Origin of the sequence: Peribacillus sp. FSL P2-0133 (assembly GCF_037975445.1) — a bacterium.
In the GTDB taxonomy this organism is placed as follows: Bacteria; Bacillota; Bacilli; order Bacillales; family DSM-1321; genus Peribacillus; species Peribacillus simplex_E.
Window position 1 is genome coordinate 5,162,573 of sequence record NZ_CP150254.1, and the last position, 21,146, is coordinate 5,183,718.

Here is a 21,146-nt window from a genome sequence, read left to right on the forward strand (position 1 = left end):
CATGAAGAAGATCTTTTTATCCATCATCCTATCCCTGATCTCATTTTCGTTAGTCGCCTGTAAGGCTAATGAGCCAAAATCCGGGAATAACCTTTCAGTTCCTGAGTTGACGGCAAGGGAAAAAGCCATCCTGGAGAATTCAAGTGAACATTCCTTTCTTATCGATTTCAATGTTGATGATACATACGAGGAGATGTCCGTCTGGGTCGAAAAATATGAATTTGGCAAACTTGTCGAACCTCAAATGGGACGCATGACAACTGCCATCAAAGATAATGGGACAATCATCTTTACGACTTCCAAAACGGTTGCTGATCAAAATCAATCGATGTTCAACATCAGCATTCAAAACGACGATGGTACGGATACAGTTACTTATCCTGAAACCATTGATGAAATGGAGTCCAGCGTATGGGGCAGTGCTGGGAACCTCAAAATAAACAGCACCAACAAGCTTGCATTGGCGAGTATTTGTTATTCAAGCGGAAATGAAGGCATATATTCACTTTCCACTGATTTTTATGATGATAGTGATGGCCATATGGACGAGTTGAAGAAATACGATGTCGTCTATCTTCTGAGAAGTGAATTCACTAAATGAGCTGAAAAATTATGGGGCAAGTTAAATCGAACTTGCCCCTTAATTGTTTTTTTCATTCCGCCCTATTTACCGCATCAAGACCTCCCCTTACAGTCATCTCCCTAGCCTTACAGTAATCCCAATAGCCGCCCGACGAATTACATATATCCTGTATCAAGCTAGAGAAAAACTCATGCTTTAAGAGCAATTCAAGATCGAAGTGGTGGATTTGGCGATCCAAAAGCAAATGAGAGTCCGCCAAGAGGCTGACTCCCATAAATTGACAACCTCTTATTATTCTCATCTCTTTTAGTGAATTATTTAAAGTCTTTCACTTCTAAATTAATACCAGCTACTTTATCTTTGATACATTAGTTAAAAAAGATCATTTAATGTTTGTCACAATTAATTCGACATCCATAAAAAGGGGGTTGAAGGAAGAGGCATTTGGGTGTAATCTTTAAAAATAAAAAACCGGAAAGAAGATATTTAATTGAAGAAAATCATCCTCCTCTTTGCAGCAGTAGTCATTGCAAGCTCTCTCGGACATCAAATAAACGGCGGATATATGGACCCTCGAAAATCTCGTCATAGGTATATGCATTTTAAAAAAGGAATCCGCCATTTTTGAGCTGGATTCCTAATATTTTCTGAAGTATTTAATCCCATTAAATTACTCACTATCCTCATTATTTCTCTCCAATAACAGGTCACTCTCATTTGATATATAACCATCTTTTCCCGTTTTATCAATATATATGATATACCCATTCTTCAGTTCAATTTCGATTGGCCTTTTTACTTTTTCATCTATTTCCCATTGAATGGTTTGCAAACTTTCGGTTTCCGTTTCATCTTTTATATCGACAAACACTCGGATTTTGTCGTTTGTCCTTGATAGTACATAATTCCCCGCTTGTATTTCTGTACCGACCACATAATGACCAGGATTTTTAATGATGATTTTTTGATCCTTATTCTCTAGTTTTTCAAATTCAGAAGGCCTGAATTCCATTTTTCCTTTAATCGAGAAATTTTCATTCATATGAAAGGGCTCTGCATGTAAAACGGCATTTTTGTGCATTTTATCACCAAAAAATTCCGTTTCATTATCGAGGGCTTTGATATCATAATAGCCTGGATCGATACCTTTACCGACAATGATTTTTTGTGATTCCAAAACCTTATAGGATGCTGCATTATTTTCCGTATTTCTATTATCGGCACTAACTGCTGATGAAACAAAGTACACTTTATATATAAGGAATCCGCCTACTAATACGAGTAAGCTTAATGCTGCCATTCTTTTATTTAGAGTCAAGAACGATTCCTCCATTATCCATGTTTATATATTCATCCGCTAACATTTCTAAATCCTGTTTATGATGACTTGTCAAAATGATGAGTGCCCCGCGTTCTTTCTCCTCTTTCAAGATTTGATAGACTTGAATGACGCCTTCTTCATCGATTGCATTTGTTGGTTCATCCAATAATAAAATATCCGGTTTTTCAAATATCGCTTGGGCGACGCTTAGACGTTGTTTCATTCCTAACGAAAATTTTCCTGTCTTCATTTTTGAATCCGGATCAAGGCCGACTCTTTTTATCGCCATTTTGATATCCTCATCAGTCGCGATGTTCCTGATTTTTGCTAAAATTTTTAGATTTGTATAGGCGTCATACTGGTGAAGCAGGGACGTGTTTTCAATAATGACACTAATATTAGCAGGATATGAGATTTCCTTATGAAGGATTTTTTCATCTATCGAAATTTCACCTGAGCTGGGCATGATTAACCCTGCAATCGCTCTAAGCAGCATCGTTTTTCCAGAGCCATTTCTTCCATACAAACCATATATTTTCCCGCCGCTAAACTCATAATTAATATCATGTAAGAGCGTCTTCTTCTTCATCCGTTTATTTAAAGAGCTAATTTGTATTTTTGTCATTGTGCACCTCATTAAGTTAAATCCATTTTCTTTAATCGTATAAATGATAAAACACATAAAATGATTGTTATTATGGTTAAAACCATATATGCAAGTGCCAGCGATAATCCACCTACTTCAGGTAAATGCACCCTTTCATACATTCCGAAATTGGGAATCAAAAAATATAAAATCCACGTCAGCTTTTGTACTGATAAAAGAACTCCGCCTAAAGTGACCGAAAAAAGCACATAAACATTTATCAGTAATAAGGATACTTCCTCCGCAAAATGTAGTTCGAGTGCCATTTGAATAAAAATAAGGACAATATTGGACATAATATACAGACCTGCTATACAAATAAATGATTGGAAATCATCATAAAAAAATGCCTCACCCACATTATTTATATAAGCGAATACGATAGAGAAAAGAAGTTGGATTAAAGATAACCCAGATATAAGGATCATTAAGTTCCCGATTCTTCTAAACCCAAGTTTCACCTTGCTTTTTTCCCTAATCATCAGGTATATTCCATAACCGGAAATATACTGCCGCAAATAACCTAACGATAAAAAACTCAATCCAGCAAAGAACATATACCATGTTCCCAATACAACAAATTTATTACTGATCGGAACTCCGCTAACGATCATATATCCCGTAAGATCGGCTTTAGAGCCATCAAAATAATGAAATAATAAAATTTGTAACAATATTACGATCAACATGGTTAAGAAAATTCGTTTAGTCATCAGAAACACCAAACATGAAATCTTTTTTCTCGATCGCAAATAGCCCAAGTAAAATCATTACAATTGATAGCAATAACTCTTTTCCAATCATGATTAGCGAATAATATCCTGTAATTCCGCTGCTTAATAAAGGATCGATAACATTTGCGGCGCTGGCAGGGCCCCAAGCAATATTTAGCTGACTCTTCATCATATATAAGAGAAAACATATACAAAAGGTTCCTGCCATCGCTATGATTAAATTGGAATAATCAAAAATAAAATAATAAAGCATTCCAATCGAGAAATAAATACACGTTAATAGTGCTAGATTAAGAAGGCATAGGTTCCAATAATTTGATGAAATAAAGTGAAATCTATCGAATAAGAAAACAGCTGCGAAATTAATCAATAAAATGCTGAACGCAAAGATAAACGAACTTATAAAAACTTGGATAGTCCGTCTCCGGTACATGTCGATTCTTGATTTTAAGCGAACGATAATGTGTGGATGCTCATCTTCAATAAAAAAGCGATAAAATAGTAACAAAGGAATAATATATGTGATCAGTAAATTTTTAATTGAGAGATAGCCATCTACACTCGCACTTACATCAATGATCAATGGATACGATGGGTCTAGTTGCTTTATTTTCAAATAATGAATATTATAGATCATCCATAAACATCCAAATAACAGTAAAAGCAGCCTGAATACATACACTTTTTTTGGATTAGACTTCATCACTTTTCACCTTATAAATGAACCCGACCGTGATAATCGCTAAAAAAAGGATGGTAGATTTAAAGAAAATAAAAATGAAAGCTTCCAAGGTCACTTCGTTAAACGGTTGGATGATCATTGCTAATGAATAATTCAGTCCTAAAATTTGTGAAAACCAAATAACAAAGCTTAACGGATACGTATACTTTATATCCGGAAAACACCAACTAAGGACAGTAGCCATCCCTGCGCATAAACTAGTGAAAAAACCAAAAATGATGATATAAACCACATTACTGACAGCAGGCATTTTGTTGGCGAGTGTGTATAAAGGATTTTCCGGGAATAAATCTGGGGTCAACCCAGTGTCAAATTCACCATTCATGAAAACCATATATGCAATGAGCATATTAAATAATAAGCAACCAACCATCACTAAAAAGGAAAATGACATATTTCCTAATAACATCGTTTTATAATAAGAATATCGCCCTTTTGTGGTCGCTACGATATAACGGTAGCCTGTTTTATAGTCTTGAATATAGCTGTCGGCGCACATGATCAATAGAAAAATGGGCAAAAACCAGATTAGTAGTATTTGCATCATATGACCTAATGAACTTGCCGCTAAAAAAGTGGCTAGATGGGGCATGATCCATGACTCTGAAACATTGCCGATCAAAATAAAAATATCAATAATAACAATCGCCACAATACATAAAACGATGAACTTTGTTTTTTTATTATTTGTTAATCGATAATAATAACTATTCATTTTGTCTCCCTTTATAAGGCCACCATGAATCAACAATCATCCAAGGTGGCTTCACCATATTCATCATTTTTTATTTATTATATTCCGTGGTGTAAGATTCTTTATACTGTCCAGGTAATATTCTCCCTGTCTCCTCATCCCAATATCCGTTTACGGAATAGCTGCTAGAACTTACATTATTATTCTCAGCCGTTAACCTAACATTAGCGGCATTCGCACCTGCATTGCCTTTAACATAATGATTGCGCCCACTATTTAAACCGCCGCTACCAGCTGTAACTTTCACTGAAGGAGATACGTTCGTGCCGTTGCTTTTTTCGAGCCAATACGTCGTTACCGTATTAGTTCCTTCTGTTGATTTATACATTCTCACCTTCCATGTATTCCGTTCTGTAGTCGTTTGGCGATACTCTGTGCCTGTGTACAGTTTGCTTGATCTTTCAGAATCGTAAATGAATAATTCGTATTCTCATTCCCAGCCTCAACTGAAAGCGTTCCTAACCCGATTGAGCAAGCTAAAATAGTACCTAATGCTATTACTCTTACTTTTCCCATAAAATTCCTCCTGAAATTTATTATTGAACAGATTAATGATATAAGAACGGCGAGTATGTGAAGTTTCAGAATTAAAACGCGAAACACCAGATCTGAAATCATGGGAGTGACAATGCACAGATGAATACTCTTAAACAAAGCATGGTAAAAACACCGCTCATCATCGAGCGGTGTTTTCATTCGTTTTCCCATAAAAAAAGCCGTTTAACATGTAAGTTAAACGGCCTTCACTGCTATTTAGATTTTTTAACGGTTACTTTTGTTGCTTTTCCTGTATTGCCCGCTTTGTCTTTTGCTGAGACGTATAATGCGGATCCTGCTTTTTTCTTGCTGATTTTGATGGAGAAGTTCCCCTTACTGTCAGCTTTTGCCGTTCCGATGTTTTTATTGCTGTACTTCACGGTTACGCTTGAACCGATTTCCGCTTTACCAGTTACTTTTGTTGCTTTGTCGTTTACTTCATTCACTTTCGGTGCACCTGGAGCGGTTTTATCTTTAACCGTTACTTTTGCTGCTTTTCCTGTATTGCCCGCTTTGTCTTTTGCTGAGGCATATAATGCGGACCCTGCTTTTTTCTTGCTGATTTTAATGGAGAAGTTCCCCTTTTTATCAGCGGTTGCCGTTCCGACGTTTTTATTGTTGTATTTCACGGTAACGGTTGAACCGATTTCCGCTTTACCAGTTACTGAAGTAGCTTTATCGCTTACTTCATTCACTTTCGGTGCATCTGGGGCTGTTTTATCGAGAACAGTCACGGTTGCCGCCTTGCTTTCACGTTTTGCTAAGTCTGTAGCTGTGACTGAAAGTTTTGTGCCAGCCTTTTGCTTGCTGATTTTCACTTTGAAATTCCCTTTGCTGTCCGTGTTACCTGAACCAATCACTTTTTTTGCGCTATTTTTGATCGTGATTTTCATGTCCGCTTGCGATTGACCCGTTACATACGTATCTTTGTCACTCAAAGCTTTAACAGTTGGTTTGTTAGGGGTTGCACCCTTATTCACGTATACTTTGATTGAAGATACTGCTAGTTTGGAAGAATCAGAGATATTCACAGTAAGCAGCTGCGCAGCTTTTTGGACCGGAATACTAACGGTAAACGTTCCATTAGCTGCCGCCGTTCCTTTACCGAGCGTTTTGTTTCCGCTTTTCACTTCGATTACTGAACCTTTTTTAGCTGAACCAGTCAGTTTTGTTTGCGTATCCATCACAAGATTGACTTTAGCTTGTAAATCCACGGCGCTAAGAGCACTGTACGCATTAAGCCTTCCATATCCAGATACTAAATCTTTTCCGACAGGCAGTTCTTCTTCCGGGATTATGATTTCTCCATCTTCTGGTTGATAGTCCTCATAAGGGTCTACATTATCTTCTTCTTCAAAAGCGACATATTCCGATGTCTCATGAAGGATTTCCCTTACTTCATTCACTTTCAACCCAGGGTTTCCGGATAATAACAGAGCTGTAGCTGCCGCAACATGGGGAGTTGCCATTGATGTACCATCCATATAGGTAACATTCCCATTAGGCACAAGGCTCGGGATGCCTGTCCCTGGAGCGACCATGTCCAATTTCGATCCATAATTGGAATAATCGGATACTAAATCAAGAGCATTGGTTGCACCGACGGATATGGCGTATTTAGATGATGCAGGATAAGAAAGACCATCCATCCCATCATTACCGCTTGCTACGACAACCATTACATTCTTGGCAGCGGCATGTTTCAAGGCATATTCAATCGTCCTGCTATATTCTCCGCCCAAGCTAAGGTTTATGACCTTTGCACCATGATCCACGGCATATTTAATGCCTAGTGCAATTTTCTCATTGTCTCCAAATCCTGAAGAGTCCAAGACCTTCACAGGCATGATTTTAGCTACTGGATTGATTCCTTGCATGGAATATCCATTATCCGCTTTGGCAGCGATGATTCCGGATACATGTGTACCATGGCCATTGTCATCGATTGCTTTTTCTTTCTTATCGATGAAGTTCTTACCTGACTCCATTTCAACGACACCCTGTAGATCTGCAAGTGAATCATCGACACCTGTGTCGATGACCGCTACCAATGTATCTTTTAAATTACGTTTCTTAATAAGGTTCTGCAGTTTTTCGTTATCGATGTCCGCTCCCTTTATGCCTTCTTCCCCACCGGCATTATCTAAAGACCATTGATACGGTGATTGTATGTCGGCAGAAAATGCTTTGTACGTTTTTACCGGTTCGATATATTCCACTTCTGGAAGTTTTTCGATACCGGATAGTGCTGCTGTGCTCATTTTAGCTTGGTTCTTTAACTCTACTACATACATATCATCATACAGAACCTCTTGTTGCTTAGGTGCCGATAATGTTCCATATCCTTTTCCACTTACCTTGGATTGGACAGCGCTTAATGACTTCCCTGGTTTAAGTTTGACGATATATTTGTTCTTTACATTTTTCGAAGCCGGAAGTTCGATTCCCGCTTTGCTTGCGATGTCGACGATTCTTTCACCTGCAAGCTTATCAAGATTGACTTTCTTTGCAATGGCTTCCATATCCTTTTTCAATCCGGCTGGAGCGACGTCTGTCGACTTTTTGAATAAGGCCTTAATTGCTTCTTGCTGCTTGTTGCTAATGACTGCCGTACTGCTTGCTCCATTTTCATTAAGATCCTCAATAAGGGGCTTAACCTCGACTAAGTGATTATAAACGGCTTCCCTTGCCGTTTTATTCCCGGCAAGATGAAGAGCCAGGAATGGCGAAGCTTTATAGTATAAAGAGGAAAGGGTACGTCCCTCAGGCGACTTCGTGAGAACCTCATCTCTAAACACGCGGAGTGTTTTCAACATGGATTCTCCCGTTTTCTTATCGTTTACACTCACTTCAACCGGGCATGATTCGAGATCCTCCCCTTCGTCCCCGGCAGATGGTGGCAATGTTACTGAATGCGCATTGATGGAGTATTCAGCTACATTTTCCGCATCCGGGATCGGATTTCCCTCATCATCCGTATCGCCGAAATATTCAACTTTAACATAATATGTGCCTTCCCAAGCATATGGGAAATCGATTACAGCTTTTTCATCAGGATAAGAAGAGACAATATAATTGCTCTCATCTTTTTCTGCTTTTTCTTTATCTTGATATACGGAGATATTCAAGATTTTGTCCGAATTGACTTCGAACTCAATATGGGAGAACTTTTGTATTTCTTCTGTTGTGGGACTGATTTGATACCATTGAACATCCGGTTTTTCAAACTTTCCGTCCAGAGTGTCCCCATTTTTGATCGTTTTTACATTTTCAATGGGTGTTGCAGGTGCAGCTTGAGAATTTAGCGGTACCATCAAGCTGAAAATCAGTGCAAAAATTAGTACACACGCCGTAATTCGACTCACATTCTTAAATTTCACGGTTTCCCCTCCAATAATTGGTTAAAAAATAACAGTACTATACCAAACTATCACACTGTAAAATTTTATCAACCAATTTTTTCCCTTTTTTATGTCAAATGCTTGATTTATTTGTCCATCAAGCCAAAAAATGATTCACATGTACCAATTAAGCAAGATATTTGAGTTCCGATGGTCATCTCATGACGATAGTCGTTGCCAACATCTGATAGATTCAAATCGGTGGAAATCCTAACATGACCTATTTCCTAATGGCCGGCCAATGACTGCGAAAAAAAAGCTGCCCCAGCAGTTAAAATATGCGGGACAGCTTGCAATCATTTTTATTTAGTTTGCGACGATATTGACTAATTTGCCTGGTACGGCAATCACTTTACGAATGGTTTTCCCATCGATTTGTTCTTTGATGGAATCATCACCCATCGCGATTTCTTCCAGTTTTTCTTTCGTAGTGTCAGTCGGCACCATTAATTTCGCTTTGACTTTTCCGTTGATTTGGATGACGATTTCGACTTCGTTATCCACTAACTTCGCTTCGTCGAAAGCCGGCCATGTTCCGTATGTGATGCTTTCGGAATGGTCCAGTTTAGACCAAATTTCCTCGGCGATGTGCGGTGCAACTGGTGCAAGCAGTTTTACGAAGCCTTCGACATATACTTTAGGAAGCGAATCCGCTTTATAAGCATCATTAATGAATACCATCAATTGTGAAATCGCCGTATTGAATTTCAATTCCTCATAGTTCTCGGTCACTTTTTTAACCGTTTGATGATAGACTTTTTCGAGCTTGCCCGTGTCATCCGTCTCTGTCATCTTATCTGTGATCGTACCGTCATCGTTGACCAATAAACGCCAGATACGGTCAAGGAATCTGCGAGAACCGTCCAATCCGTTTGTGGACCAGGCAATCGAAGCATCCAATGGCCCCATGAACATTTCGTACATGCGAAGTGTATCGGCACCATGGCTTTCAACGATATCATCCGGGTTCACGACATTCCCTTTGGATTTACTCATTTTTTCATTATTCTCGCCAAGGATCATTCCTTGGTTGAATAGGTTTTGGAATGGTTCCTTCGTTGGCACGACACCGATATCATACAGGAATTTATGCCAGAAACGAGCGTAAAGCAAGTGAAGCACCGCATGCTCGGCGCCGCCGATATAAATGTCGACCGGCATCCATTCTTTTAATTTTTCAGGATCTGCAAGTGCTTCCTTGTTGTCCGGATCGATATAACGTAGGAAGTACCAGCTGCTGCCTGCCCACTGTGGCATCGTGTTTGTCTCACGGCGCCCTTTTCGTCCGTTTTCATCCGTTACATTCACCCATTCCGATATGTTCGCAAGTGGTGATTCGCCTGTACCTGAAGGCTTGATGTCCGTAGCTTTCGGTAAAATCAGCGGAAGATCTTCTTCCTTCACTGGAGACATCGTGCCGTCTTCCCAATGGATGATTGGAATCGGTTCACCCCAGTAACGCTGACGGCTGAATAACCAATCGCGAAGGCGGTATGTTATTTTCTTCGTTCCGATTTCTTTTTCTTCCAGCCATTTGATCATGGTCGTAATGGCTTCTTCTTTATTCAATCCATCAAGGAATTCCGAATTCACATGAAGTCCATCGCCTGTATATGCTTCACTTGTAACGTCTCCGCCAGCTACGACTTCCTTGATTGGCAAGTCGAACTTGACTGCAAATTCATAATCACGCTCATCATGGGCAGGAACGGCCATGATTGCTCCTGTTCCGTAGCTGATCAACACGTAATCGGCAATCCAGATCGGCATTTTTTCGCCGTTTACCGGGTTAATGGCATAAGCCCCCGTGAACACGCCTGATTTATCCTTTGCCAAGTCTGTTCTTTCCAAGTCGCTTTTATGTTTCACTTCATCTAAATAGGCTTCAACTGCCGCCCTTTGATCAGCCGTCGTAATTTTATCGACAAACTGATGTTCAGGTGCCAATACGGCATATGTTGCACCGAATAACGTATCCGGACGAGTCGTGAACACCGTGAATGATTCATCGAAGCCATCGATATTGAATGTAACCTCCGCTCCCTCAGAACGGCCAATCCAGTTACGCTGCATATCCTTGATGTTTTCCGGCCAATCCACATCATTCAGATCATCGATTAAGCGGTCCGCATACGCCGTGATACGAAGCATCCACTGTTTCATCGGACGGCGCTCGACCGGATGGCCCCCACGTTCACTTTTCCCATCGATGACTTCTTCGTTAGCCAATACCGTGCCAAGTGCCGGACACCAGTTAACGGCCACTTCATCAATATATGCAAGGCCCTTTTCATATAATTTCAAGAAGATCCATTGCGTCCATTTGTAATAGTCGGGATCTGTCGTGTTTATTTCGCGATCCCAGTCATAAGAAAAACCAAGGGCTTTGATTTGGCGGCGGAACGTGTTGATGTTGTGCTCCGTGAATTCAGCCGGATCATTTCCCGTATCGATCGCATATTGCTCTGCAGGAAGTCCAAAAGCGTCCCAGCCGATCGGGTGCAATACATTATACCCCTGCGCCCGTTTCATCCGTGCCAGGATATCGCTTGCCGTATAACCTTCCGGGTGCCCTACATGAAGACCGGCCCCTGAAGGATACGGGAACATATCCAGGGCGTAGAATTTGCGTTTGCCGCTTTCTTCACCCGTTTTGAATGTCTTATTGCCTTCCCAATACTTTTGCCATTTCGTTTCTATGCTTCTATGGTCAAAACTCATATGATTTCCTCCTAATTTCCGTATAAAAAACAATAAAAAACCCCTCATCCCAAAATAGGGACGAGAGGATTATGTATATCTTCCCGCGGTACCACCCACATTGGCGATAGCTAAAATCCGCCCAGCTTAAAACATCCGTAACATGGATTGAAACGCCAGGCATTACTTTTCACCTTCACACCCGGGACTCCAAGGCGAGTTCACGACCATCCCAGGTTGACTTGCACCACCCGTCAACTCTCTTTACTGGTTTAAACCGCTACTATTCCTCATCATAGTCTTTATGAGAATATTGCATTTTATTTCATTCTAGTCAATTTCACCGATAATTGCAATAGCCGTACATAAACATTATCGACAGGTTTTTCATTATATATGCGAATTCAAGAAAAATTGTGCAAAAAAAGGGAGCTATTCATTCATAGCTCCCTTGCTTCCCTTTAATGTCGCAGTAAAATCATTTCATTCCTCAATTCATTCAACTGCTGCTGCATCCGAGTAAGCATATCCCGTTGTTGGGCATTAGCGCTGTTGTATAATCGTTCCATATCCGTCAATGCCTCTTCGATATACCTCTGCGAATTTTGAAATTGTTCATCATCATAATGCTCCTGCCGTGAGGCTTCGTTAAATTCATACTCTGCAAAATGGAGAGCTCCTTCACATTGCTCTAAAAAATGATCGACGGATTGTCTGGTTGCCATTACAAACCCTCTCCTTCGCGTCTCATTTGGATGATTCGGAATCATCTTCATTAGTTTGAGCAATTAACGAGTGGATTATCATTTTTTTTGAGCAATCATCCTTTATCCCAAAACTTTTCCCCTTGATGTGAAATGAACCGCTCGATCCATTCGGCAAAGCCCATATGGAGTTTCTCGCCTTCTTCAAAATCATCGATATGGCCTTTTACCATTAAATACTCCTTATCGCCTTTAGCGACGGCTTCCCCATCGATGACGATATTATCTTGATAAATGCAGGCCACTTTATAGCATCCCTCGTAGGAATTTTCATATGTGTAATTAATAATATCATCCAGACTGTATAAATCATTTTCCCCACCCGATTCCACATTATCGAACAGACGGCATCCATTGGTTATTTTTAAAAACTCCTTATAATCCTCGGGCAGAAGCAGTCCGGTTTTCTTTTCAAAGGAATGAATTTGTTCATCCGAAGCAGGTGAATTGAAGGTGCAAGTGGCTTTGTATATGAACCCATCTTCATTTACTTCGATCACCTGATTATTTTCGGCTAATTTCTTTTTCATTTGATTAATTGCTTCTTCAACTTGACCGGTCATGTCCATCAGCTCCCGATTGGATATAGTCATTCAAAGATATACTGGAAATAGCAGCAAAATGTTTAGCCTTCAAGTATACAGTATACGCTTATTTTTCAAAAAAAGACCTAGCTGCGAGAATGTTGTATAATATATGTTGCGCTTTATTTTATTTAGGAGGTTGCTGATTTGAATCAAGCAAACCCGTTTATATATGCAACGGATAACAAACGATATCATACATGGAATTACCACCTGAGGGAACATTTTGGACATAAGGTCTTTAAAGTTGCCCTGGATGGCGGTTTTGACTGTCCGAACCGTGATGGCACCGTCGCACATGGCGGCTGTACCTTCTGCAGTGCCTCAGGCTCTGGTGACTTTGCGGGCAACAGGGTTGAACCCCTCGACGTCCAGTTTAAGAAGATCAGCGAACGGATGCATCATAAATGGAAAGATGGAAAATATATGGCCTATTTCCAAGCGTTCACGAATACGCATGCACCCGTGGCAGAGCTTCGCGAGAAATATGAAAGTGTATTGACCCAGGAAGGTGTCGTCGGACTCTCGATCGCGACACGCCCGGATTGCCTTCCAGATGATGTAGTCGAGTATTTAGCGGAATTGAACGAACGCACCTACCTTTGGGTGGAGCTTGGTCTCCAGACGGTTCATGAAAAGACCGCAACGATGATCAACCGTGCCCATGACTTCGATTGCTACAAAGAAGGCGTCGATAAACTGCGCAAACACGGCATCCGCATATGCTCCCATATCATCAATGGCCTTCCTCAGGAAGATTACGGCATGATGATGGAAACAGCCCGTGAAGTTGCCAAACTCGATGTGCAGGGGATAAAAATCCATTTACTTCATCTATTAAAAGGAACACCGATGGTCAAACAATATGAAAAGGGCATGCTCGAGTTTCTTGACCGTGACGATTATGTCAGCCTGGTATGTGACCAGCTCGAAATAATCCCTCCAGAAATGATCGTTCACCGCATTACGGGTGACGGTCCGATCGATTTGATGATCGGTCCAATGTGGAGCGTTAATAAATGGGATGTCTTGAATGCCATTGACGCCGAATTGAAACGCCGCAATAGCTGGCAGGGAAAAAATCATCACACGGAGGTACAATCATGAAGCTTGATCGAATTTTGCCATTCGCCAGGATTCTGCTGGAAAAAGCGGTCCGCCCCGGGGATATAACCATAGATGGCACGATGGGCAACGGTTTTGATACGGCCTTTCTTGCAGGGCTTACAGGTGTAAACGGACATGTCTATAGTTTTGATATTCAGAAAGAAGCGATCCAAACCACAGCGGCGAAACTGAACGCGGAGAATTTACAAGAGCGCTGCACCCTCATTCACGATGGGCATGAACATATAAGCAAATACATCAGGAAAGAACATTCCGGAAAGATCACAGGTGCCATTTTCAACCTAGGCTACCTTCCTGGCGGAGACAAATCAATCATCACCCAAGCCGATACGACGATATCAGCCATTGAACAGCTGTTCGAACTGCTGGCACCTGAAGGCATCATCATCCTCGTCATTTACCATGGTCATCCGGGGGGATCGGAAGAACGGGATGCATTGATGGATTATGTAGAGAACTTCCCTCAACAAAAAGCCCATATCCTGAAATACGGGTTCATCAACCAAGCAAACAATCCGCCATTCATTGTCGCGATTGAAAAGAGATGAAAGACTTTTGACACCGTTCAATACGAACGGTGTTTTTTCAATCCCACCACGCAGGCAGCAGAATTACCAATCATAACTTTTTGAATTTTTCGTCTATAATGATTATAATGATAGAAAATAGATAAGAGGGTGCAGAAGATGGAACATTTGCCTACTTCAATACTGACGGATATACTGACTGAAAAAATCAAAAGGGATTCAAGTGAGCAATACGGGAATTTTGTCAGCTCGCTTAACTCGTTGACAGAAAAACAAAAAACCATGGAGGACCTCAAACAATTCGATCATCATTTTGATAAGTTCCTGCCACAGCTCGATTTAATGATTTCCACCCAAAACCATGAAGCAATCATGAATATGAAAGCGACGCTTTTGGACCTATTCGCCAATGACTTGACCTTCAAATCCATTTATCTTCTATCGACCGCATTATCCAATAAAAAAGAACTTACACATTTAAACCAATTTATGTATCCGGTTACTTTCTGGGCACCGGTCATCAAATCGAACGAAATGCTTAAAAACGCAGGCTGAACCAAATAAAAACAAGCTGCCGAGATCTAACTTCGGCAGCTTTTTCATTTATCGTGACAGTATGTACTGATCAAACGACATACCCTAATATCTTTAAACGGTTCTCAACAAAACTCAGCGCATATTGAAATACATCATCACGCTCTGGTTCATTGAAGATTTCATGATAAAGCTTCGGCCATTCCTTATATTGCTTTTCACTGGCCAAGTTATAATTAAACCACTCACGAACCGCCTTCTTATTCACGATTCGGTCATCTCCGCCCTGCATGACCAAAAGCGGCACATCCTGAAATTCAGGAATCTCTTCAAAAGCATCCTTCATGGCCTGTGCAAGCTCCCGATACCAACGAATCGAAACCTTTGTGATATATAATGTATCGTTTCTATCGGATTCACGAACTTCCGCACTCCTCGTCGCCATTTCAGGTGTCAATCCGGAATCTACCCTGAACATAGGCATCATGATGTTCAAACCATGCGAGATGGTTGTAAGGAACTTCCGCGGCTTCGTCACGAGGCCCAAGCATGGAGATGAAAGAATCACCCCTGCAATGTCCCATTCCTCTTCCTGAAGAAGGCGTATCGAAATCAAACCGCCCATGCTGTGTCCAAGTAAAAAGACCGGCAACGAATATTCGTAAGCCTCTTCTATCCAGCTTTTCACTTCGTCCAAATACTCATCAAAGGAATCGATATGTCCCCGGTAGGCGCGAGTTGTCATACCCTGCCCAGGAAGGTCGCCCATGACGACATGGTATCCAGCTGAAAGCCACATTTGTGTTACCCACTTATAACGTCCGTGATGTTCCATTGCCCCATGAATGATGACAATAACGCCCTTTGCGTCTCCTTCTGTCTCCCATTTCCACATACGAAATCCCCCTTTCACTTTTCACTTGATGTATACGATCCATGATAGTCAAAATAATATATATAAATTATAACCATATTCGTGATTTTCGACAAAAAAGAAATCTAACAAGTTGTACATTGCTATTATAAATAGCCAAGTGTATTTGCATACGGTATATTAAAATAATACATAAAAACATTCACTTCGGAAAGGAAATGATTGAAAATGATTATTTATCCGTATAAAGGCAAAGAACCTGAAATCGCTGAAAGCGCTTATATTGCTGAAAATGCTGTCGTGACAGGTGACGTCAAAATCGGCGACGAAACATCCATTTGGTTCAATTCCGTCATTCGCGGTGATGTATCCCCAACCATCATTGGGAAAAAGGTCAGTATACAGGATAACAGCATCCTGCACCAAAGCCCAAATAATCCATTGATCATCGAGGATGAAGTAACCATTGGCCATCAGGTCATTTTACATAGCTGTAAAATCCGCAAAGGAGCTTTGATTGGCATGGGATCGATCGTACTAGATGAAGCCGAAATCGGCGAAGGGGCCTTCATCGGTGCCGGCAGTCTCGTTCCCCAAGGTAAAGTCATACCACCGAACATGTTGGCATTCGGACGTCCAGCTAAAGTCATTCGCGAAATCAACGAAGAAGATCGCCAGGATATGGAACGCATCGTACGTGAATACGCCGAAAAAGGCCAATACTATAAAACGGCCGAACGAATAAAATGAATTGACTGAAAGTTACGAGTATTGTACTGAAACTCACGAGTAAACGTTCCAAACTCACGAGTAAACCGCTCTAATTCACGAGTAATTGCTACAAACTCACGAGTAAACCGCTCTAACTCACGAGTAAATGGCTCTAATTCACGAGTAAGGCTAAAAACTCACGAATAAACTACTCTAACTCACGAGTAAACGGCTCTAATTCACGAGTAAAGCTACAAACTCACGAGTAAATGGCTCTAATTCACGAGTAAACCGCTCTAACTCACGAGTAATTGCTACAAACTCACGAGTAAACTACTCTAACTCACGAGTAAATGGCTCTAATTCACGAGTAAACCGCTCTAACTCAAGAGTAAACCGCTCTAACTCACTCGTAGTTGACCCAAACAAACTTGTAAATGCCCCTTACTCACGGCGTATTGCACGTAAGTTGAATTTCTTTGGGATTTCTTGAATTATTCCCGGTGAAGGCAAAATCAATCCATAAAAAAGGTGCCCCGCTAATTGCGGGACACCTTTTTTATATGGATTACGCTTGAGCTTTTAATGTTTCTGCTTTGTCCGTGCGTTCCCATGGAAGATCTACATCTGTACGGCCAAAGTGTCCGTAGGCAGCTGTTTGTTTGTAGATCGGGCGACGAAGGTCAAGCATTTTGATGATACCTGCTGGACGAAGGTCGAAGTTAGCGCGAACTAGGTCAACAAGGACTTCTTCGCTAACTGTACCAGTTCCGAACGTATCAATTGAGATAGATACTGGCTCTGCCACACCAATTGCGTATGCCAATTGAACTTCAGCTTTGTCGGCAAGGCCGGCTGCCACGATGTTTTTCGCAACGTAACGAGCAGCGTATGCAGCAGAACGGTCAACTTTAGTAGCATCCTTACCAGAGAATGCACCGCCGCCGTGACGAGCGTATCCGCCGTAAGTATCAACGATGATTTTACGTCCAGTAAGACCAGCATCTCCTTGAGGTCCGCCAATTACGAAACGGCCAGTCGGGTTGATGAAGTACTTAGTATCGGCATCGATCAATTCAGCTGGAACGACTGCTTTGATTACATGTTCTTTTAGATCGGCTTGAATTTGTTCAAGCGTAATTTCTGCATCATGTTGTGTAGAGATAACGATCGTATCTACACGTACAGGAACGTTATTTTCATCATATTCCACAGTTACCTGTGTTTTACCATCAGGGCGTAAGTAAGCAAGAGTTTCATCTTTACGAACTTGTGCTAAGCGGAATGAAAGTTTATGTGCCAATGAAATCGGAAGCGGCATAAGCTCTTCTGTTTCATTACAAGCAAATCCGAACATAAGACCTTGGTCCCCTGCACCGATTGCATCGATTTCTTCCTCTGACATGTTTCCTTCACGAGCTTCCAATGCTTTATCGACACCAGCTGCGATATCGGCAGACTGCTCATCAATGGAACTTAACACGGCACAAGTTTCAGCATCGAAACCGTATTTCGCACGTGTATAGCCAATTCCTTTAATCGTATCACGAACGATACGCGGAATATCCACGTAAGCGGACGTTGTAATTTCACCAGCAACAAGTACAAGACCTGTAGTTACGCTAGTTTCACACGCAACACGTGCATTTGCATCCTTAGCTAGGATAGCATCTAAAATGGAATCTGAAATCTGGTCACAAATTTTGTCCGGATGGCCCTCTGTAACAGATTCAGAAGTAAATAGACGTTTCTTTGACATCATATTTCCTCCTTGGAAGTTAGTATGTTGCAGGCAAAAGCCTGATTTTTACGGAACTCGTTTCCCTCATTAGTTTCAACTATAGACACAGAATTACTTATAAAAAACACAAAAACCTTCCCTGGCAAATGAGGAAAGGTTTAACATTCTGTCTTCTATCCTTTCACTCTTATCGTTCAAGGGTTTTTACCTTGCTCAGGTTAGCACCATCACCACTATTCCTTGAAGACCTTCGCTTTATTTTCGGCGATCGATCTTGGAGTCAAGTTCAATATGGCAGGTTGCTGGGTTTCAAAGGGCCTGTCCCTCCACCAACTCGGGATAAGAGAATCCGTACAATTTAAGATATTATCGTATCTGGCTGGAACTTGTCAATGCTTTTCTAAAAAGAACATTTCCACCCAGAATGGCGTTCATTTGAAAAAACATGTTGATACAACGTCCTAGAAGGGTTTACAATGCAAAATACGAATAGAAATGTTGTAAATTGCCATTAATAATAATGTAAAGAGCATCCGAAAAGAAACGACATCCTGACTTTCCCTTTAGACATATATTGCTTACTTACTTCCTATTAAAATAAAATTTTCTTCATGAAAGTTTATGCGATTATCCTGAATCGGTTCCTGCCGGATTAAAATGATTAACGCAACCAACTGAAAATAATCACAAATTAAAAGAAATAGTATAGACTAATTAGATGAATGTGTTATACTAATTGTAATCTAAAAACTTAAACAAAGGAAGGTATCTCATATATGAATTCTGTAGACGTTTCTAATGAGTTACACCAATTATTAACAGGAAACAATGTGCAAACTCAACTTTCAGTTCCTCAATTGGTCGAAAAAGTATTAAGCAGAAATGAAGGCGTTCTAACTTCAACCGGTGCGGTAAAAGCTGAAACTGGCAAATATACAGGTCGTTCACCTAAAGATAAATATATCGTTGAAGAAGCATCAGTTAAAGATAAAATCGATTGGGGTTCAGTGAACCAGCCAATTTCCGAAGATGTGTTCAATAAACTATATAATAAAGTAGTTGACTACCTAAAAGCAAAAGAAGAGATTTTTGTTTTTAAAGGTTTCGCTGGTGCAGACGAATCATCACGTCTTCCTATCCGTGTTATTAATGAATATGCTTGGCATAACCTTTTCGCCCATACGTTGTTCATCCGTCCAAACGAAGAGGAACTGAGAGGTCACGAAGCTGAATTCACAATCCTTTCTGCACCTAACTTCAAAGCAGACCCGGAAGTTGATGGAACTGCATCCGAAACTTTCATCATCGTTTCATTTGAACGCCGTACCATCCTGATCGGCGGAACGGAATATGCAGGAGAAATGAAAAAATCGATCTTCTCGATCATGAACTACTTACTTCCAGAGGCTGGAATCCTTCCAATGCATTGCTCTGCTAACGTAGGACGTGAAGGGGACGTCGCTTTATTCTTCGGACTGTCCGGTACAGGCAAAACGACTTTGTCTGCAGACACTAGCCGTAAACTGATTGGCGATGACGAGCACGGCTGGTCTTCTAACGGCGTATTCAATATCGAAGGCGGCTGCTATGCTAAAACGATCAACCTTTCACGTGAAAAAGAACCACAAATTTTCGATGCGATCCGTTTCGGTGCCGTACTGGAAAATGTTGTTGTTGATCCGGATACACGTGAAGCGAACTATGATGACAGTTCATTGACTGAAAACACTCGTGCTGCTTACCAAATGCAAGCGATCGATAACATCGTGAACCCAAGTATTGCAGGACACCCAAATACAATCATTTTCTTGACAGCTGATGCTTCAGGCGTTCTGCCTCCAATCAGCAAGCTTTCCAAAGAACAGGCAATGTTCCACTTCCTAAGCGGATACACTAGTAAATTGGCTGGTACTGAAAGAGGCGTAACTTCACCGGAAGCTACATTCTCCACTTGCTTCGGTTCACCATTCTTACCGCTTCCAGCTACACGCTATGCTGAGATGCTTGGTGATAAAATTGACGAGCACAATGCAAAGGTATACCTTGTCAACACTGGATGGACTGGCGGTGCATACGGAACTGGAAGCCGTATGAAACTTGCTTACACTCGTGCAATGGTACAAGCTGCACTTGAAGGTGAATTAGCGAACATCGAAACGATCAAAGATGATATCTTCGGTTTGGATATCCCGCTTCATGTTCCTGGTGTTCCTGATGAAGTGCTTCAACCAATCAAGACTTGGGCAGATCCTGCAGCTTATAAAGAAGCAGCAACAGACCTTGCCGCTCAATTCCGTGCAAACTTCAAGAAATTCAAAAGCGTTCCAAGTGAAATCGAGGAACTTGGCGGACCGACAGCTTAATAAATTTTACACAAAAGGACCAAGCTCTTGCTTGGTCCTTTCTGTTTGTCGACAGGAAATGTCTCTTCCCGAATATTGATTTTAAAACAAGAGTATGTTTTTCTTCATGGTTTTAAGCCAAGTAGGGCGAAAAATGGCGTATACGGTCGAATATAGTGCTGGTCAGGGCGTAAAACGGCATCTGCGTTCGATTAATGCCGTATATGGCGAAAAGACGGCGTCTGCGGTCGGATTATGCCGTATATGGCGAAAGACGGCGTCTGCGGTCGATTAATGCCGTATATGACGAAAGACGGCATCTGCGGTCGATTAATGCCGTATATGGCGAAAGACGGCGTCTGCGGTCGAATAACGGGCTTGCCGAGACCCCGCCAGAGCCCGCTGCGAGAGGCTTGGCAGACGGACAGTCTCGGCGGAAAGGAAGCTGATTTCTGAAACCAACTGGCACGTTTCTACAGTTTGAAAGGACCAAGCTCTTGCATGGTCCTTTTCTTCATTGGAA

General features: G+C 41.2%; 20 protein-coding genes, 1 riboswitch and 1 other annotated feature. Of the genes, 6 read left to right on the forward strand and 14 right to left on the reverse strand.

Going from position 1 to position 21,146, the window contains the following annotated elements:
• The first annotated feature begins 1 nt into the window (after position 1).
• A complete protein-coding gene (locus MKY17_RS24845; protein WP_098369267.1) occupies positions 2 to 601 on the forward strand; it encodes a hypothetical protein in 600 nt (199 codons plus the stop codon).
• 652 nt (positions 602 to 1,253) lie between these two features.
• On the opposite strand, the gene MKY17_RS24850 is transcribed toward MKY17_RS24845, so the two are convergent.
• The 11 genes from MKY17_RS24850 to MKY17_RS24900 form a co-directional block, all read right to left on the reverse strand.
• Positions 1,254 to 1,901 (reverse strand): hypothetical protein, encoded by a 648-nt coding sequence (locus tag MKY17_RS24850; RefSeq protein ID WP_098369265.1) that lies wholly within the window; start codon positions 1,899 to 1,901, stop codon positions 1,254 to 1,256.
• On the reverse strand, positions 1,888 to 2,529 hold the full coding sequence (locus MKY17_RS24855) for an ABC transporter ATP-binding protein (protein WP_098369264.1): 642 nt from the start codon (positions 2,527 to 2,529) through the stop codon (positions 1,888 to 1,890). The genes MKY17_RS24850 and MKY17_RS24855 overlap by 14 nt, the downstream gene beginning before the upstream one ends.
• Positions 2,530 to 2,540: 11 nt before the next feature.
• Entirely contained in the window at positions 2,541 to 3,263 is a 723-nt protein-coding gene (locus MKY17_RS24860; protein ID WP_339201020.1) for a DUF2705 family protein, read from the reverse strand.
• Positions 3,256 to 3,987, reverse strand: a complete 732-nt coding sequence (locus MKY17_RS24865) for a WxPxxD family membrane protein (RefSeq protein WP_339201021.1) — start codon at positions 3,985 to 3,987, stop codon at positions 3,256 to 3,258. Before MKY17_RS24865 ends, MKY17_RS24860 begins: the two co-directional genes overlap by 8 nt.
• Complete coding sequence (locus tag MKY17_RS24870) at positions 3,977 to 4,741, reverse strand: hypothetical protein (RefSeq protein WP_098369261.1); 765 nt, start codon at positions 4,739 to 4,741, stop codon at positions 3,977 to 3,979. The genes MKY17_RS24865 and MKY17_RS24870 overlap by 11 nt, the downstream gene beginning before the upstream one ends.
• 70 nt (positions 4,742 to 4,811) lie before the next feature.
• On the reverse strand, positions 4,812 to 5,114 hold the full coding sequence (locus MKY17_RS24875) for a DUF2712 domain-containing protein (RefSeq protein ID WP_339201022.1): 303 nt from the start codon (positions 5,112 to 5,114) through the stop codon (positions 4,812 to 4,814).
• Complete coding sequence (locus MKY17_RS24880) at positions 5,111 to 5,296, reverse strand: hypothetical protein (RefSeq protein WP_339201023.1); 186 nt, start codon at positions 5,294 to 5,296, stop codon at positions 5,111 to 5,113. Before MKY17_RS24880 ends, MKY17_RS24875 begins: the two co-directional genes overlap by 4 nt.
• 233 nt (positions 5,297 to 5,529) lie before the next feature.
• On the reverse strand, positions 5,530 to 8,697 hold the full coding sequence (locus tag MKY17_RS24885; RefSeq protein ID WP_339201024.1) for an Ig-like domain-containing protein: 3,168 nt from the start codon (positions 8,695 to 8,697) through the stop codon (positions 5,530 to 5,532).
• 327 nt (positions 8,698 to 9,024) lie between these two features.
• Positions 9,025 to 11,439, reverse strand: coding sequence for a leucine--tRNA ligase (gene leuS, locus MKY17_RS24890; RefSeq protein WP_339201026.1), 2,415 nt, complete (start codon positions 11,437 to 11,439; stop codon positions 9,025 to 9,027).
• A 53-nt stretch (positions 11,440 to 11,492) separates the two neighbouring features.
• Positions 11,493 to 11,724 (reverse strand) — a binding site (T-box leader).
• 155 nt (positions 11,725 to 11,879) lie between these two features.
• Complete coding sequence (locus tag MKY17_RS24895; RefSeq protein WP_098369258.1) at positions 11,880 to 12,143, reverse strand: DUF2524 family protein; 264 nt, start codon at positions 12,141 to 12,143, stop codon at positions 11,880 to 11,882.
• Between the two features lie 95 nt (positions 12,144 to 12,238).
• A complete protein-coding gene (locus tag MKY17_RS24900) occupies positions 12,239 to 12,745 on the reverse strand; it encodes an SMI1/KNR4 family protein (RefSeq protein ID WP_181762338.1) in 507 nt (168 codons plus the stop codon).
• A 168-nt stretch (positions 12,746 to 12,913) separates the two neighbouring features.
• Here MKY17_RS24900 and MKY17_RS24905 point away from each other — a divergent pair, with 168 nt between their 5' ends.
• From MKY17_RS24905 to MKY17_RS24915, 3 genes are all read left to right on the forward strand, one after another.
• Positions 12,914 to 13,873: a TIGR01212 family radical SAM protein gene (locus MKY17_RS24905; protein WP_339201029.1), complete on the forward strand. Its 960-nt coding sequence runs from the start codon at positions 12,914 to 12,916 to the stop codon at positions 13,871 to 13,873.
• Positions 13,870 to 14,442 carry a class I SAM-dependent methyltransferase gene (locus MKY17_RS24910; RefSeq protein WP_141994996.1) on the forward strand — a complete coding sequence of 191 codons (573 nt, stop codon included), beginning with the start codon at positions 13,870 to 13,872 and terminating at the stop codon, positions 14,440 to 14,442. Before MKY17_RS24905 ends, MKY17_RS24910 begins: the two co-directional genes overlap by 4 nt.
• 138 nt (positions 14,443 to 14,580) lie before the next feature.
• Entirely contained in the window at positions 14,581 to 14,976 is a 396-nt protein-coding gene (locus MKY17_RS24915; RefSeq protein ID WP_098369254.1) for a hypothetical protein, read from the forward strand.
• Between the two features lie 70 nt (positions 14,977 to 15,046).
• Here the strand turns inward: MKY17_RS24915 and MKY17_RS24920 are convergent, their stop codons facing one another.
• Positions 15,047 to 15,850, reverse strand: coding sequence for an alpha/beta hydrolase (locus MKY17_RS24920; protein ID WP_098369253.1), 804 nt, complete (start codon positions 15,848 to 15,850; stop codon positions 15,047 to 15,049).
• A 210-nt stretch (positions 15,851 to 16,060) separates the two neighbouring features.
• On the opposite strand from MKY17_RS24920, the gene MKY17_RS24925 reads away from it, so the two are divergent.
• On the forward strand, positions 16,061 to 16,579 hold the full coding sequence (locus tag MKY17_RS24925) for a gamma carbonic anhydrase family protein (protein ID WP_053537396.1): 519 nt from the start codon (positions 16,061 to 16,063) through the stop codon (positions 16,577 to 16,579).
• A gap of 529 nt (positions 16,580 to 17,108) precedes the next feature.
• Here the strand turns inward: MKY17_RS24925 and metK are convergent.
• Entirely contained in the window at positions 17,109 to 18,302 is a 1,194-nt protein-coding gene (gene metK / locus MKY17_RS24930) for a methionine adenosyltransferase (protein ID WP_096340908.1), read from the reverse strand.
• Between the two features lie 163 nt (positions 18,303 to 18,465).
• Positions 18,466 to 18,627, reverse strand: a riboswitch (SAM riboswitch).
• Positions 18,628 to 19,057: 430 nt separating this feature from the next.
• Between metK and pckA the strand changes: the two genes are divergently transcribed.
• A complete protein-coding gene (pckA, locus tag MKY17_RS24935; RefSeq protein WP_098369252.1) occupies positions 19,058 to 20,644 on the forward strand; it encodes a phosphoenolpyruvate carboxykinase (ATP) in 1,587 nt (528 codons plus the stop codon).
• Positions 20,645 to 20,876: 232 nt separating this feature from the next.
• Here pckA and MKY17_RS24940 read toward each other — a convergent pair whose 3' ends face one another.
• Positions 20,877 to 21,092, reverse strand: a complete 216-nt coding sequence (locus MKY17_RS24940; protein WP_339201032.1) for a hypothetical protein — start codon at positions 21,090 to 21,092, stop codon at positions 20,877 to 20,879.
• Positions 21,093 to 21,146: the final 54 nt, after the last annotated feature.